The 15244-nt window shown below is 30.2% G+C and carries 14 protein-coding genes, 1 other RNA gene and 1 riboswitch; of the genes, 3 read left to right on the top strand and 12 right to left on the bottom strand.

Annotated elements, in window-relative coordinates; genetic code table 11:
• Positions 1 to 50: 50 nt before the first annotated feature.
• A complete protein-coding gene (xylF, locus tag CCE28_RS09910) occupies positions 51 to 1121 on the bottom strand; it encodes a D-xylose ABC transporter substrate-binding protein (RefSeq protein WP_242972952.1) in 1071 nt (356 codons plus the stop codon).
• Positions 1122 to 1456: 335 nt separating this feature from the next.
• On the opposite strand from xylF, the gene CCE28_RS09915 reads away from it, so the two are divergent.
• On the top strand, positions 1457 to 2413 hold the full coding sequence (locus CCE28_RS09915) for an ROK family protein (RefSeq protein WP_095133473.1): 957 nt from the start codon (positions 1457 to 1459) through the stop codon (positions 2411 to 2413).
• Positions 2414 to 2467: 54 nt separating this feature from the next.
• Here the strand turns inward: CCE28_RS09915 and CCE28_RS09920 are convergent, their stop codons facing one another.
• Entirely contained in the window at positions 2468 to 3589 is a 1122-nt protein-coding gene (locus tag CCE28_RS09920) for an AI-2E family transporter (protein ID WP_095133475.1), read from the bottom strand.
• Positions 3590 to 3702: 113 nt separating this feature from the next.
• A riboswitch (cobalamin riboswitch) is annotated at positions 3703 to 3878 on the top strand.
• A 92-nt stretch (positions 3879 to 3970) separates the two neighbouring features.
• Between CCE28_RS09920 and cobT the strand changes: the two genes are divergently transcribed.
• Positions 3971 to 5026, top strand: a complete 1056-nt coding sequence (cobT, locus tag CCE28_RS09925) for a nicotinate-nucleotide--dimethylbenzimidazole phosphoribosyltransferase (RefSeq protein ID WP_095133477.1) — start codon at positions 3971 to 3973, stop codon at positions 5024 to 5026.
• A gap of 51 nt (positions 5027 to 5077) precedes the next feature.
• Here the strand turns inward: cobT and ssrS are convergent.
• The 5 genes from ssrS to CCE28_RS09950 all read right to left on the bottom strand — a co-directional run bounded on the left by ssrS (position 5078) and on the right by CCE28_RS09950 (position 9151).
• Positions 5078 to 5260: non-coding RNA, 6S RNA (gene ssrS / locus CCE28_RS09930), on the bottom strand.
• Positions 5261 to 5398: 138 nt separating this feature from the next.
• A complete protein-coding gene (locus CCE28_RS09935; protein WP_095133479.1) occupies positions 5399 to 5818 on the bottom strand; it encodes a VanZ family protein in 420 nt (139 codons plus the stop codon).
• Between the two features lie 12 nt (positions 5819 to 5830).
• Positions 5831 to 6943, bottom strand: a complete 1113-nt coding sequence (locus CCE28_RS09940) for a metallophosphoesterase (protein ID WP_095133481.1) — start codon at positions 6941 to 6943, stop codon at positions 5831 to 5833.
• Between the two features lie 277 nt (positions 6944 to 7220).
• Positions 7221 to 8048, bottom strand: a complete 828-nt coding sequence (locus CCE28_RS09945; RefSeq protein ID WP_095133483.1) for a CPBP family intramembrane glutamic endopeptidase — start codon at positions 8046 to 8048, stop codon at positions 7221 to 7223.
• Positions 8049 to 8347: 299 nt separating this feature from the next.
• A complete protein-coding gene (locus CCE28_RS09950; protein ID WP_095133485.1) occupies positions 8348 to 9151 on the bottom strand; it encodes a M55 family metallopeptidase in 804 nt (267 codons plus the stop codon).
• A 153-nt stretch (positions 9152 to 9304) separates the two neighbouring features.
• Here CCE28_RS09950 and CCE28_RS09955 point away from each other — a divergent pair, with 153 nt between their 5' ends.
• Positions 9305 to 9556, top strand: a complete 252-nt coding sequence (locus CCE28_RS09955; RefSeq protein ID WP_095133487.1) for an ABC transporter substrate-binding protein — start codon at positions 9305 to 9307, stop codon at positions 9554 to 9556.
• Positions 9557 to 9713: 157 nt separating this feature from the next.
• On the opposite strand, the gene CCE28_RS09960 is transcribed toward CCE28_RS09955, so the two are convergent.
• The 5 genes from CCE28_RS09960 to CCE28_RS09980 form a co-directional block, all read right to left on the bottom strand.
• Positions 9714 to 10343: a GNAT family N-acetyltransferase gene (locus tag CCE28_RS09960; RefSeq protein WP_095133489.1), complete on the bottom strand. Its 630-nt coding sequence runs from the start codon at positions 10341 to 10343 to the stop codon at positions 9714 to 9716.
• Between the two features lie 596 nt (positions 10344 to 10939).
• Complete coding sequence (locus tag CCE28_RS09965) at positions 10940 to 11218, bottom strand: STAS domain-containing protein (RefSeq protein WP_095133491.1); 279 nt, start codon at positions 11216 to 11218, stop codon at positions 10940 to 10942.
• Between the two features lie 2 nt (positions 11219 to 11220).
• Complete coding sequence (locus CCE28_RS09970; protein ID WP_095133493.1) at positions 11221 to 13224, bottom strand: methyl-accepting chemotaxis protein; 2004 nt, start codon at positions 13222 to 13224, stop codon at positions 11221 to 11223.
• A gap of 19 nt (positions 13225 to 13243) precedes the next feature.
• Entirely contained in the window at positions 13244 to 13627 is a 384-nt protein-coding gene (locus CCE28_RS09975; protein ID WP_095133495.1) for an ATP-binding protein, read from the bottom strand.
• A gap of 18 nt (positions 13628 to 13645) precedes the next feature.
• Positions 13646 to 15076: a SpoIIE family protein phosphatase gene (locus tag CCE28_RS09980; RefSeq protein ID WP_095133497.1), complete on the bottom strand. Its 1431-nt coding sequence runs from the start codon at positions 15074 to 15076 to the stop codon at positions 13646 to 13648.
• Positions 15077 to 15244 lie beyond the last annotated feature (168 nt).

Consider the following 15244-nt stretch of genomic DNA (forward strand, 5'->3'; position numbering starts at 1 on the left):
TGGTTAAATTAAAGAGGCTAGACAGCCTAACCTCTTTAATTGTTATATTATTATTTTGCTGGTCTTTCATCTTCTGGAATATTCTTATAAACTTCTTCAAATGGGTGGTATCCATCCTTTATAATAGTGTCCATCATGTTGTCCTTGTCAACTACTACAGGCTCTAATAAGTATGACAATACATCAATCTTTCCATTTGCTACAGTAGAGTTAGTTTTAACTTCTTCCTTTTTAGCCATCTTTATAGCTAAATCAAGAGCAGTTTCTGCAAGCTTTGGTATAGGCTTGTATACTGTCATAACTTGTTGTCCTTCAACAATTCTTTGACAAGCAGCTAACTCTGCATCTTGTCCAGTTACAGGTACTTTTCCAGATAATTGTTGCTCTGCTAATGCAGATATAGCTCCACCTGCAGTTCCATCATTTGCACAAATTACTACATCTACCTTGTTTTTGTTAGCTGTTAAAGCGTTTTCCATATGCTTTTGAGCTTCACTTGGTTGCCAGTCCTTTGACATTTGCTCATATACTAAATTAATATCTCCATTGTCGATGAATGGCTTTAATACATCCATAGCACCTTTTTTGAATAGGTGTGCATTGTTATCTGTTGGGGCTCCACCAATGTATACATAGTTTCCTTTTGGATTCATCTTAGTTACGTATTCACCTTGTAAGTTACCAACTTTTTCATTATCAAAAGAAACATATAAGTCTACATCTGCATTCTTGATTAATCTATCATAAGATAAAACAGGAATACCTTCTGCATGAGCTGATTCAACAATTGTAGCTGCAACCTCTGCATTGTGAGGTGCTACCATAAGTACATCTACGCCTTGAGATATCATGTTCTCAGCTTGAGCAATTTGCTTGTTATCATCACCATTTGCCGCTTGAATTAGGATTTTAACACCCTTTTCTTGTGCTCTAGCCATAAGGATATCTCTATCCTTTTGCCATCTTTCTTCCTTTAACGTATCCATTGAAAAACCAATTACAATTTCTTTTTTACCATCTGCTGGTGCCTCTGTTGTAGCTTCCTGTTTCTTTCCACATCCTGCAAATAGGCCTAGAGAAAGCGCCGCTATACATACTAGCGATATTATTCTTTTTTTCATATTCATCCCCCTTGTAGGTAAATATTTTTAACTTAAGTACATTATAACTTCATATTTCTTAAATTTGTTGTCGTGAAAAGGTTTTCTTTGTCCATTTTCTTATGGTAATTAAATTGACCTTAAATATATTGTCATAGTCTTCGCAAAAAAAGTAAGATTCTATTTTTACGAAATCTTATGAAAATATCCTCTTGTATATTTTGAAAAGTTTATCGTATAATGTATCTAATTAAGTTTCCTTATTCACAACTTGTATATACTAGTTGTGTTTTTCTTAAGTTTCTATTAAACTAATATTGAAATAACTAATAAAAAAACTGAGGTGAATAATCATTATGAAAGAATTTTTTTGTGGTATTGATTTAGGCGGCACAAAAATTGATATTGGAATCGTTACTAGAGAAGGTAAAGTTATTCATAATATAAAAATTCCTACAGAAGTAGAAAATGGTCCTGAAAATGCAATTAAAAGAATGAAAGAAACTATCAATGTCCTTCTTAATAAGTTAGATTTATCTATAGAAGATTTAGGTGGAATAGGAATAGGTTCTCCTGGTCCACTTGATACTAAGGAAGGTGTTATTCTTAAGACTTCTAACCTGACAGGATGGGAAAATACTAGAATAGTAGATATGTTAAAAGAGGACTTTAAGAATATTCCCATAAGATTAGAAAATGACGCTAATGCTGCTACCATAGGAGAATATTTATTTGGAAGTGGTAAGAATCATAAAGATTTTGTGTATATTACAGTAAGTACAGGAGTAGGTGGTGGTGCCATAGTAAATGGACATTTCCAATCGGGAGCAAATTCTAATGCCTTTGAAATTGGACATACTATCCTAAACTTCAATGGACCTAAGTGTAATTGTGGAAACTATGGATGTATTGAAGCCTATGCCTCAGGTACTGCCTTAGAAAGATTTGCTAAGGAGGCCATTGATTCTGGTGAAGAATCCTTAATAAAAGAATTGGCTGGAGAAGGTAAAATTAAAGGTGAACACATTGTTGGGGCAGCAAAGGAAAAGGATCCTCTAGCTTTAAAACTTATTGAAGACGAAGGATATTATTTAGGCCTAAGCCTTTATAATGTGATTGCCAATTATAATCCTGAAGTAATTGCAATTGGCGGAGGATTATCTAATGCCCTTAATATGTTCTATGATAAAATGATGGAAACTATAAAAGGTATGTCTTTAAAGGCAAATATTGAAGCATGCCAGATTAAAAAAGCTGAGAGATCAGATTGCGGACTTGTGGGAGCTGCTGCTTTAAGCTTCTATGAATACTAAAAAATAACACCTATAATAAGGATGGTCATAATTCTATGACCATCCCTTTTAATTTCATTCATTTAAATTTTCCAACTCTAATAGAGTCATTTTCTTTCTCTTTAGTCTTCTGTTTACATGTTCTTCCACTAAATTTTTGATTAGAACTACCATAGGAACTCCAAAGAACATGCCTACAACTCCTCCTACGGCACCTGACAGGGTTATAGCCACTATTATCCAAAATGCTCCTACCCCAATCTTATCTCCTAATATCTTAGGACCTAATATGGCTCCATCAAACTGCTGAAGTAGTGCAATTATTAGACCTACTACTAGAGTCATTTTAGGACTTGCAATCAAAGTTATAATCACAGCCACAACACCTCCTATTATAGGTCCCACAAATGGAAGTACATTAGTAGTTCCCACAACTAAGGATATTAATAAGGCGTATGGACACTTTACCATTATTAATATAACAAAGCAAATTAATCCAATAATTGCTGAATCAATTACTTTTCCAACTACAAAATTAGAAAATATATCATTGCCCTTATTAATTATATAAACTATATAATCCGCTCTTTCATTACTAGTAAAGGCATATAGCATACGTTTTGCCCTGGCAATTAGTAATTTTTTGTCTAATAATATATACACTCCTAATAGACAACTTATTATTTTTTTACAAATACCAAAAATAGTTCCTTGAAAATTGCCAAAGCTCTTTGGTACATATTTAATACTCGATATTCCCTTATTAATACTATTTCTTATAATAGCTATAGTATTTTTATCTAAATCATCTATACGGTTAATACCTATTTTATTTATTATTCTATCTGTAATCATCCCAGTAGTTAGATTGCTAGAATGTGGCAATGTTTCTAAAAAGTTTATTATACTATTTATTACATTGTGTACTACCAAAGTTCCTAGCAAGATAACAATTAATGTGACAATAAAAACGGCTATAAACACACTCATATTTCTTTTCATATTAAATTTTCTTTCGAAAAAAACTACAAATGGGTCTAATATATATGCTAAAAAGAATCCATTCACAATAGGAAATATGACTCTATAATAGCTAATTCTCATACTTTTATTTACACATAGGCTTCCTATTAAAATTATCATTATTACTGCAAATACTAAACTACTATAACTAAACCTTATGATTTTTTTGTTCATCTATTGATTCTCCTAGTCCTTGTTTAAATGCCTTTCATTTAAGCTCAATATTCCAAAAAAAATTATATTGTTGATAAATCTCTAAAAATATATTATCATAAATATGAGAAATTAATAAGCTAAAATTTTAAGGTGCCTAATTTTTAGGAGAATAGGGAAGAAGGTTAAATTCCTTCACGGACCCACCACTGTAATGATGAGAAATGTTAAATATGCCACTAGACTACTGGGAAGGCTTAATATTTCTATGATTCTTAGTCAGGAGACCTGCCTTAAAATTTTAAAATGTGAATGACGGCAAAGTTCATATTCCCACTGGGAGTATGGGCTTTTTTAATTGCCTAAAAACACAAATATAATCTTAAAGGGGAATTTTGAAAGATGAAAAAATTACAAGAAACTATTAAATCAATTACACCACTTAGTAAAAACCATATGGATTTAGCTAAGGAAAGACTAGACCTTCTTATTAAGCCTTTAGATAGTTTGGGTAAATTAGAAACTATAGCTATTCAGTTATCTGGAATTTATGAAAATAATTACTATGATACTTCCAATAAATTAATTTTAGGTTTTGGAGCTGATCATGGAGTTTATGAGGAAAATGTATCTCCTTGTAAACAGGTGGTTACACAGCAACAATTTGCCAACTTTGTAGGTGGAGGTAATGGAGTATCTACCCTATGTAATTTTACAAATTCCCATGTTTGGGCCATAGATGTGGGCATAAATTGCGATGAAGAAATTACTGGAGTTTTTAATGAAAAAATCAGAAAGTCTACTGATAATATGAGAATAGGACCTGCCATGGCCTATGATGAAGCCATAAAGTCTTTAGAGATAGGAATTAAATATGCTACTTTAGCTAAGGAAAAGGGATACAAAGTAATTGGTATCGGAGAAATGGGTATATGTAATACTACTCCATCAACAGCAATTATGAGTGTATTCTTTGATCTATTACCTGAAAATATTACGGGTATGGGCTGTGGCCTTGATAATGAAGGTATCCTTAGAAAGATGAATGTTATAAAGGATTCTATTAAAATTAACAAGCCAGATAAAAATGATCCTATAGATATATTAGCTAAGGTTGGAGGATTTGAGATAGGGGCCATGGCTGGAGCCATATTAGGAGCTGCTAGCTTAAGAATGCCTGTTGTATTAGATGGTTTCATATCTTATGCGGCATTTATTATTGCCTATGGTTTAAATAACCTTTGTAAAGATTATGCCATTCCATCCCATATGTCTGCAGAACCCGCATCTAAATTGGTTTTAGATAAGTTATCCTTATCGCCCCTTTTAAATTTAGATATGAAGTTGGGAGAAGGTTCTGGTGCAGCATTGGCCTTTAACATAATAGAAGCAGCTAACTTTACATACAAAAATATGCTTACCTTCGATGAATCTAATATGGAAAATACTCACCCATAAAGTAAAACTTAATTTCCTAACAAGTAAAAAAAGAGAGGCATATGCCTCTCTTAATATTCCAAAATACCGCTACTCTAATTTTGATACCTATCTCAACGATAGGTGGGTGCCCTCACAGATACTTCTTTGTCCTTGCCGATTCGGTCTCATAAGTCAATTTCACATCTAAATTTTGAACTCCCGTTTCTTAACTGTAGGTTCAAAATAAGAGCTACACGAATACCCCAGATATATTTCTTTTTCTTGTATTCATTATAACAAATTTTTTGTAATTCGCAAATACTTATTTAATGGAAATTTAGATTGATTTTTCTATTTGAGATTTTTTTAACACTTACGATATCTTTTTTAAAAAATTCAATTCTTATCTCCCTATATTTTAATCTTTTTCACTAATATATATCCTAACATGGCTCCTACCAGATTTAATATAATATCATCTATATCACAAGTGCCTACCCTATAAATATATTGAAGTAGTTCAATACTGCAAGTAGTTATTAGGGCTAACATAAATATTTTTATATAATTATTAGTCTTATTATAGGCTAGTGGTAATAAAAATCCTAAAGGCATAAAAGCTACAATATTGCCCCCAATATTAATTATTGTATTTCTTATACCATATTTTAAAAACGCATACTCAGAAATAGTACTAAATGGTATAACATTATAACTGACATGATAGGTAGTTCTCCCATAATAGGGACTAAGAAACACTAGATAAAACAAATATATCAAGTATACTCCTAGTAATAATTTGCTCATCACATTTATATGTTTTTTCTTCATAATATTTCTCCATTACTCACCAACAGAAATCTTTCTAGTTTCAATCCATCCATATTCATCCTTAAACCTGGCTAAAGCATATTTTCCATATATACCTGCCACCCTTATTTCATCTCCCTTATTTACCGTTAAAAAATATTCCTGATAGTCTTGATTACAATAATATTCTTTTCCATCAAATTCTATCAATTCATTTTTAACATTTATATATTCTCCATTATGAATTCTTTCACACAATGAAAATTCTTCTTTCTTTTCAATTATTCTAATTTTATTACATGGCCACCCTAATTTTTCAGGAATTTTTTCACTGCCTTTGTTTTCTTCAATAACCTTATATTTAGTAAAATCATCTATCTTTTCACTAGATATATTGTAATTTCCCCCGTCTTTTTCAATAATAAGAGCATTCATTTGGCCCTTTATTTTTACTGCGTAGCCACCATCTATACATATTATCCTTTTCTCTTTATCTATAATTACATCTCCGCTACCACTAAAACCCTTATAATTTGAAGTGGGCCAGTGGCCTACCACTACAATTTTATCACTTTTGTGACCCTTTTTATAAAATTCATCACAGGCTAACAAAGTTCTAAAGGAACTGTCCTTCCAGTCATTAATATAATCTATACCACCATGTACAAATATGAACTTATCAAATTCCAGTCCTATTGGCAATGTGCTTATGAAATCTATATCCTCTTTATATACTTTATTAATTCTTATATGAAGTTCCTCTGGTGTAGTTTCATCCAAATTAACATTCAATTCACCTATCCAATCATCAAATATACTTCTATAAGGCTTATTTCCCATATATTTGTACATTTTTTCACAGTGGTTTATATCTTTCATGAGATAAGATATAAATGCCTCACAATTGCCTGATATTATTATTCTATTTTTATGTTTTGATATTTTCTTCAGCTCTTCTAATAATTTTTTACTATAGGGACCCTTCTCTATGAAGTCTCCTAATATGATTAAATAATCATTTTCTGCTAATTTAACTTTCTCAGTTAATTTTTTATATGAATTTAGCCCACCATGAATATCACTCATGACTATTAATCTATACTTTTCATAAGTGGGAAGTTCAATTATTCTACTCCTAACATCCATCTAGCTATCTCCCTTAGTCATTTTCTCTTATGTATTATTTCTATAATTCACACTAATAACCCTCTATAAAATAGAACTTTCCCTTAGATTCCATCCATAGGCTACTTCCCCCAATACTTTATCTCCTAATTTCTCACAAATTATTTAATTTCATAGTAAAGTTATTAATACTACTATATCCTAAAAAATCCTCTAACAATTTTTAGTTAGAGGATAGTAAATTGAATAACTATTTTTATGAACTTTATGAAAGATATTTTCAACATTACTTTTTTAACTATTCTATAATCTGATTTTTATCATTTTTAAATATAGTTACAAGTAATATAACTCCCATACTAAATAGACCTAATCCCAGTAAATTAAACCACATGGGTTGAAATTGTACTATTTCACCGCTTGTATTAAAGCCTGGTATTTCCACATTTATAATATAGGTAATTATAAAGGGAATGCTATTGTTAAACATATGACCTAAAATACAAGGTATAATGGAGTTTGTTTTTACAAACCACCATCCTAATATAAGACCCAAGGGAAAGGCCACTACAAACTGCCAAATATTCATATGAACTAGGGCAAATAAAAATGCTGATACTATTACGGCTTTCTTAGGAGAATAGTGTTTCATGAATCCCTTTAAAATTATACCTCTAAATAATAGTTCTTCCACAATTGGCCCTACTATGACTATTGCAATAATTTTCTGCCACAAATTGTGCTCCTGACCAAACATATCTACAAATAGTTCTTTCCACATGCCCCTTATGGGAAATACAACCTTTACTAAATTATCTATTTCAGATAATAATATTATTAGACCTGTTATGGATATTAGCATAAAAAACAATTTAAGTATGGTAACCTTTTTTGTATTAAATAGTTTTTTTAGTTCAACTATATATCTCTTTTCACACCACTTTATTATAAAAATACAAGACACTATACTTATTATCATATTTTCTAAGGTTACTTCTAATGTTTTGCCCATTATTTCATATAACATGCCCAATCCCATTACTACCATAATGTTAAACACAAATATATACATAATCAAAACTCTTATTGAATCCTTTATTTCTATATAAGTCTTTTTATTTTCCACCAAACTACTCCTTCCTATCTCATCTGACCTTTACATTAATTGCCATACAATTGATTATACTATATATTCTCACAGTAAAAAAGGCATACGACCTATGGGACTTTAAGGAACCCTATGGTTCCTTTCGACGATTACTAGCGTAATCTGAGCATCCTCCTTTAAATAGGCAGGGGAATGCTTCCCCCACCCCCCTTCATTTTTTACTTATCCACATTTTTAAAAATTTATAATTTCCCTGTAATTAAAAAAGGTCACCCATATTTTATAGGCAACCCATTTTTAATATATTATTCATCCAATTATAGGACTACAAAGGAAATCATCCTTAATACATCAAAGTACTTATCTGTTTTATATAAAAGTTTAGTAGGACCTGTTTGTTCCATACCTGGATAAAATGACCCCGTATAAGCATCCTTATGCTTAGTAAATTCTAGTTCTACTTCAAATGACTTTGGTAGTTCTATCATACACTTACTAATATCTCCATCTAATGCTTTTTCCATTTTTTCCTCTATTAACTCCACTGCCAGTTCTGGGTGCATATTTATAGTAGCCTCTCCTATGCCCTTTTTAACGGGAACTACCTCTATATTTTTATTAATATCTTTTACATGGGCACATAAACGTTCATCTCCACTTACTAAAACCGTAGGTACTCCCACACTTGCAGCTGCATAAGCATGAATTAAAAATTCACTAGTTTCTATACCATTTATTTTCATACTAGCAATCTTGGTAGTATTCATCGTATGACTAAGGGGACTTCCATCGTTTCCAGATGCTGCATGGTATCCAATAAAAGCACAGGCATGAAATGTATCATCTATCCCTTCTACCATGGCAAATGGATGGCCACTCCAACCCCTTAGTAGTTTAGCATCTTTTGGTAAACTATCAGGATCTATATTTCTACCTGTTTCATGAGCGTCCTTTACCCATATATCTTTTGCTCCTTTATTCTTTGCTCCTGTAATTGCTCCATTAACTTCCCTTTCCATTTGAATTCTTCCATTTTCATAATCAGAGTCTCCCTTTGACGTTTCACTCCAACTAGTTACACCTGTAATCCCCTCAATATCAGCACTAATATATATTTTCATCTTCATACCCCCACATAAAAACTTTATTTCTCTAAATTATATTTCTTTATTTCTAGTTTAAAACCCTTTTCATAATAATTAAGTTTTAGTAACCTATAATATCCATATGAATATATTGATATTATAGGAAAATTTTTATTAGGGGGGATTTTTGTGAAAAAGTTTAGAAAGACGGCTCTTTTTCTCACCTTGGTACTAATCATGTCAATGGCATTTGTTGGTTGCGGTGACAAAGCCATGACTACAGTTCGGTTAGCAGAAGTTACTCACTCAGTATTCTACGCACCTCAATATGTGGCCATAACCAATGGTTTCTTTGAAGAAGAAGGAATAGAATTAGAAGTGATTAATGGCCAAGGTGCAGATAAAACTATGACTGCTCTATTATCTGATAATGATACCTAAGGATAGGATTTTTTCAAAAAAACCAAGTCATGATTTGATCCTAGTTTTAGATTAATTCTTATTCTAACAATGTGATTTAATGCTATAATTTCAAATTTCATGATGGGAATGTACTTTCATAATGTATGATGTTAATGAGTATAGGATAAAGAAAAGATTAACTTACGGATTTATTATAAATTAAATCTGTGTAGAGTGTGCTTTTATAGGATTCATATCTTAAACCTGAAAGGGTATAATTTTGCTTTTCTCTAAAAGCAAGGGAAGCAAAATTAGGGGTAGGACTGATTATTGTTTCTGCAAATATGTTCTTAATATTTTTTAATTTTAAATCCTTCATCAATCTTTTATAAAGAATGCTGCCAATCCCATGTCCTGTTAAATTTGACAATATGGCTGTCTTATCTATGACCACAAAGTCATCTAACTTAGTTTTATCAAAATCTGGTCTCCAACATATATCTTCAATCCAATTAGGATTACTTTCTAACCATTGTTCTTTTGTATATGCCATTAAAAATCCAACAACCCCGCTGTTTTCTGCAATATAAAAATGATCTAATTGAAGAATTTTCTCCATGAAAAAATTTTTATAGTGTTTGGGATTTGATGTATAATCATCCATCAAAAAACCTGCTTGGGATATCTTCGTTTTCTTGCCCACAGAACAAGCCACACCATATATTTGAGATAAGTCCTTTTTTGAAGCTTTTCTTGTATTAAGTATATTTAATTTCTTAATACTGTTTTTTGTACTACAAGTTTCATACAAGTTTACTAAATCCATATAACTTTGTCCCCCTTTTTATTTTACAAGCTAAATACCGGATAAAAATACTTTTATCCCATTTTCATATTTTAACGCTTACGCGGTTAATAACGGATTGTACTCGAAAGAGAATGTCTCCCCTCAAAAGGAATCCATCCAAAAGATTACCTCCTTCATTTCTCTCACGAAAGAATTCAGTAATTAGATACACCAATATAAACTGTTTTGAAAAAAAACAGCAAAATATAAAACTTTCATATATGGTTTTGATACTCAATGAAAAGAATAAAATATAAGAAAAACAATGAGAATTTATTCTTGTTTAAGAAATGATATCCTAAAGAAATGAATCTGTTTTGCAGATTGGAGTATATTAGGATAAGTTTACTAATATTCATAGTATAGCATAAATTTCAGAATATTTCAAATATTATCCATAGAATTAAAGGACATTTAAATAAAAAAGACATACTCCGTAATCTGAGCATGCTCCTTTAAAGAGGCAGGGGAATTCTTCCCCCACACCCCCTTATTTTTTTACTTATTCACAGCTTTGAAAATTTATAATTTCCTAGTAAGTAAAAAAGCAAAGAATTTAATCTTTGCTTTCTTTATTATTTAATATTAAATACTTTATCTAATCTTGTTAATTCAAAGATCCTCATAACTTGTGAATTAATTGAATGAAGTTTAAGATTAGCATTTATTTCTTCACATTTTTTATATATTGATACTAATACGCCAAGCCCTGTACTATCAATAAATGTACATTCACTAAAATTAAGTGTAAAATCTCTTTCACCTTTGTTAATTAATAGAATTATTTCTTCTCTAAAATCAGAAGCCTCATCTACTGCAAAATTTTTAGGTATTATAATGTTTGATGTATTCACTTTTATTCACCTCGAATCTTAAATTTTACTACAAGATCATTTAGGCTATTAGCCATAGCACTAGTTTCTTCTGCGCTAGCAGCTAAATTCTCTACTACTGAAGATTGTTCTTCCGTTGATTTAGCCACTTCTTCGCTATTTGTTGCTGTAGTTTCAGTAATGGTTGCAACAGAATCAATAAGATTTATGATTTGATCTGAACTTGCAACTTCATCTTTCGTCACATCTACTATTTGTTCAACGTCTTTCACTATTTGTTCTACTGCATTTATAATACTAACAAATGATTTGTCTGTTTCATTTGCTACGATTACACCATTTTCTACTACTTGCTTGCCTAAGTTCATGGATTTAACAGCAGCATTTATTTGAGTTACCATTTGATTTACTAATGAAGCTATTTCATTTGCTTCAACACTTGTTTGTTCTGAAAGTTTTTTCACTTCATCTGCTACCACTGTAAATCCTCTGCCATGTTCGCCAGCTCTTGCAGCTTCAATAGCCGCATTTAATGCTAATAAATTTGTTTGATTTGAAATTTTATTGATTGTTTCAATAATTCCACTAACTTTATTAGAAAGTTCATTTAATTCTTTTAGTATATCTGCTGTTTCAGTTGATACTTTATTAATATTTTCAATAGCTTCAACTGTTTTTTCAACATTATTTCGTCCTTCCTCAGCAGCTATTTTAGTACCTCCTGAATTATCTTTGGCTTTAATAGCTTTACTTTGTGCTATTTGAATTAAACTCGAAAGCTGAACTAACACTTCAGAAGTTTCAATTATAGTATTATTTTGATGTTCTGCATTTGCCGCAACTTCTTGTATATTGGCTGTAATCTGCTCAGTTGATGCACTTACTTCTTCTGTAGAAGCAGACACCTCTTCTGAGGCAGCCGCTAAATCCTCTGCCCCTTTTCTAACATGACTTATTATATTTGATTGATGTTCTATCATTTGATTGAAATATTCACCTAATGTTTGTATTTCATCTTTTGTAGTTATTTTTGATTCAACTGTTAAATCCCCATCCCCTGCTTTTATCATTAACTCTTCTAAATTTTTAATAGGATTTATTATATTTCTTGTTGTAATCATATAAGCTAAAAACATTGCAATAATCAATGCTGCAACAGTTATAATAATCGTATCCTTTTTAATAGCTGTTGCCACAGCCATGTACTCGTCATAATCGGCTGTTACTGCTATAATCCAATTGTTTGAGGGAGTAAATCTTACGAATTTACGAACTCCTTCGTATTCATAATACCCTTCATCTGTTTTTCCTGATATCATTTTTTCTACTAATTTATGTAATTGTTCATTATCTATATCTTTTATATTTTCTTTCAATATTTTTTCTTTTTTAGGATGATATACAAATAATCCATTTTTATCGATCATATATGCATATCCATTTTCTCCTATTTTTATCTCAGAAGCATGTTTGTTTATATTTTCAAACTTAATTGTTCCAGTTATTGTTCCCACAATTTCATTATTAAGCTTTAAGGGATAAGCGATTGCTATTATAGGTTTTTTTGAAACTTTAGATATAATTACTTCACTTATATGTTTAGAGCCTTTTAAAGCACTTTGCACATATAATCGATTACTTAAATCTATATTGTATTCCTTATCATCACTACTAATAACTCCTTTACCTGATTGATTTGTAATAATTATCTTTTCTATTTCCTCATGATTTTCGTCTTGAAGAGTTTTTAAATATTTAAAAATTTCAGAGTGATCTTCAATGTTTCCTGTGGCAATTTTAGCAAAGTCCTTGTTATGACTTAAAACTTGTACATATTTATCTACTGAGTTTACAGTTTGATTAATAGCTTTAGATGTTTCTTCAGTAATTTGTCTTAACTCTTCCTCCGTCAAATGTTCCATTGAATTTGAAGCCATACTGCTAGATATAATGCCTAAAATAATAAGTGGAACTGAAATAAATATAAAAAACATTGATATTAACTTGGTCTTTAAGCTCATTTTCATGTGTATTCTCCCTCCCCAATTAATAACATAAATATTTTTGTATAATCAACATATTCCCTTTGTACTCAACGTTATCAGCCATACTTTTAATAAGAAATAATCCTCTTCCTGAACCATCTAATAAATTTTCGTCTGATATTTCATTAGGGATAGTTATATTTTTTTGATTAGATCCTGAATCTTCTATTTCAAACTTTAATTCATTATTGTTGTAAAAATATCTCAAATAAATAGACTTTTTATTGTTACTTTTATTTCCATGTTTATAGGCATTGGTTAAAGCTTCTGTAAGAATTAATTTTATATCAAAATAATACTCAGAAGCATTTAAGTCCCTAATAACTTCTTCAATAATTTTTTTGTATTGAGTTAAATCGTACAAAACAAATTCTCTTTTTTTCATTTTTACGTGCTCCTTATTTTATTTAATTTCTACTGATAACAAAGTGCAATCATCTTTTATTCCGTCTACATTCTCCGATATATTTTTCAAGTGTTTATTTAAATAATTTATTACATTAATTGGTGTAGCTTTTTCAATATATTTTTCAGTAATTTTTGTATTGTTAAATATAGATTCTAGTCCATCAGTAAAGAAATAAAATTTATCGCCTCTATCAAAGTGAATTACCTGTTCATCAAATATGCTATCTTCAAACATTCCTAGAAAAGGTCCTTTGATAATTCGTTTTTCAATTAGATTATTTTTATGTTGAAATACGAATTCATTAATACCTGCTGCTGCTATTTTTGCTTCATTTTTTTTAAAGTCAAGACTAAAGCAACATACGGCAACGTATCTTTCTCCTAAATAATCAATGACTTTCTTATTCAAATGATTGATTATAGTGTGTGGGTTTTGATCTTTTAAAATTGCTTCATGAAATAAAACATTAAATGCAGATATACTAAGAGCAGCTGACATTCCTTTTCCACTTACATCACCAATTATTCCAACAATTAAATCTTCGTTTATTTTGTTAATATAAAAAAAATCTCCACTAACTGTTTTTGCTGGTACATAAAGAGTTTCTACATTAATTCTAGTTGATAAAGGAACTATTGTCTGAAAATTTCCTTTTTGAATTTTTGCAGCTGCATTTAACTCTTTTTTCCTTTCAGTAACATCCCTAATTATTGAGAGAACTGCAGGCTTTCCTTGATAAATTAAATAGTTTGAACATACTTCCCCATCTATTACACTCTTATTTTTGAGAGTAATCTTATAATCTAAGGTAGCTTTTTCCTTTTTAGTTTCAATTATCTGATTAATCCTCTTTTTAGCAGTTTCTGAATGATCAGGTATTAATTCCCATACGTCCTTTCCAATAATTTCATCAAAATATTTTAATGCTACTTTATTTGCTAAAACAATTTTACCATCTACTGTAATAATTATTGGATCGGGTAAAACATTCACTATTTCCTTATACCTTATTTCATTTTCTTCTACTATCTTTTCTAATGCTTTCTTTTTAGTAATATCTTGTGATTGGACAATAACAAATCGTGCTTCTCCTAATTTATTTAATACGGGAGTATATTTATATTTCATATATTTATTTACTTCTGGAATAACTTTTTCTGTTTCTATTACTTTTTTAGTTTTGATAGCCTTTTCAAAAAAACAATTTAAGCATTTTTCATTTCTATTTAACATTTCATAACATTTTTTACCCTTAATTTTACTTTTAGTTGTATTGTAAAATTTATAACCAGCTTGGTTATAGAACATAATTGTTTTATTGAGACTATATACTCCTACGACATCCGAAATGCTTCTAGCTATGATTTCTAACAATTCTAAGTCATTAAAATCTACTTCTTCATCTTGTATAAATATTTCTTCCATACTATGTCACTCCTATTTTGTTAAACAATTATAAAGACATAAGTCTTTTTAATATTACCATATAATCCAATTGATTTCTATTATATGGTAATAAACTTATTAAATCATTATCATAAGTAGTCTTTTCCATTAATGTCTTTCACCCATTTATAAATTTAGTAATAAATA

Source organism: Anaeromicrobium sediminis (assembly GCF_002270055.1).
Classification (GTDB): domain Bacteria; phylum Bacillota; class Clostridia; order Peptostreptococcales; family Thermotaleaceae; genus Anaeromicrobium; species Anaeromicrobium sediminis.

Coding starts and splice junctions, on each gene's coding strand:
- CCE28_RS09935 (WP_095133479.1), bottom strand. CDS start 5,818: ATGAAGAAAAAACATATAAATGTGATGAGCAAATTATTACTAGGAGTA.
- CCE28_RS09975 (WP_095133495.1), bottom strand. CDS start 13,627: ATGAAAAAAAGAGAATTTGTTTTGTACGATTTAACTCAATACAAAAAA.
- CCE28_RS09970 (WP_095133493.1), bottom strand. CDS start 13,224: ATGAAAATGAGCTTAAAGACCAAGTTAATATCAATGTTTTTTATATTT.
- CCE28_RS09980 (WP_095133497.1), bottom strand. CDS start 15,076: ATGGAAGAAATATTTATACAAGATGAAGAAGTAGATTTTAATGACTTA.
- cobT (WP_095133477.1), top strand. CDS start 3,971: ATGAAAAAATTACAAGAAACTATTAAATCAATTACACCACTTAGTAAA.
- CCE28_RS09920 (WP_095133475.1), bottom strand. CDS start 3,589: ATGAACAAAAAAATCATAAGGTTTAGTTATAGTAGTTTAGTATTTGCA.
- CCE28_RS09940 (WP_095133481.1), bottom strand. CDS start 6,943: ATGGATGTTAGGAGTAGAATAATTGAACTTCCCACTTATGAAAAGTAT.
- xylF (WP_242972952.1), bottom strand. CDS start 1,121: ATGAAAAAAAGAATAATATCGCTAGTATGTATAGCGGCGCTTTCTCTA.
- CCE28_RS09915 (WP_095133473.1), top strand. CDS start 1,457: ATGAAAGAATTTTTTTGTGGTATTGATTTAGGCGGCACAAAAATTGAT.
- CCE28_RS09950 (WP_095133485.1), bottom strand. CDS start 9,151: ATGAAAATATATATTAGTGCTGATATTGAGGGGATTACAGGTGTAACT.
- CCE28_RS09960 (WP_095133489.1), bottom strand. CDS start 10,343: ATGGATTTAGTAAACTTGTATGAAACTTGTAGTACAAAAAACAGTATT.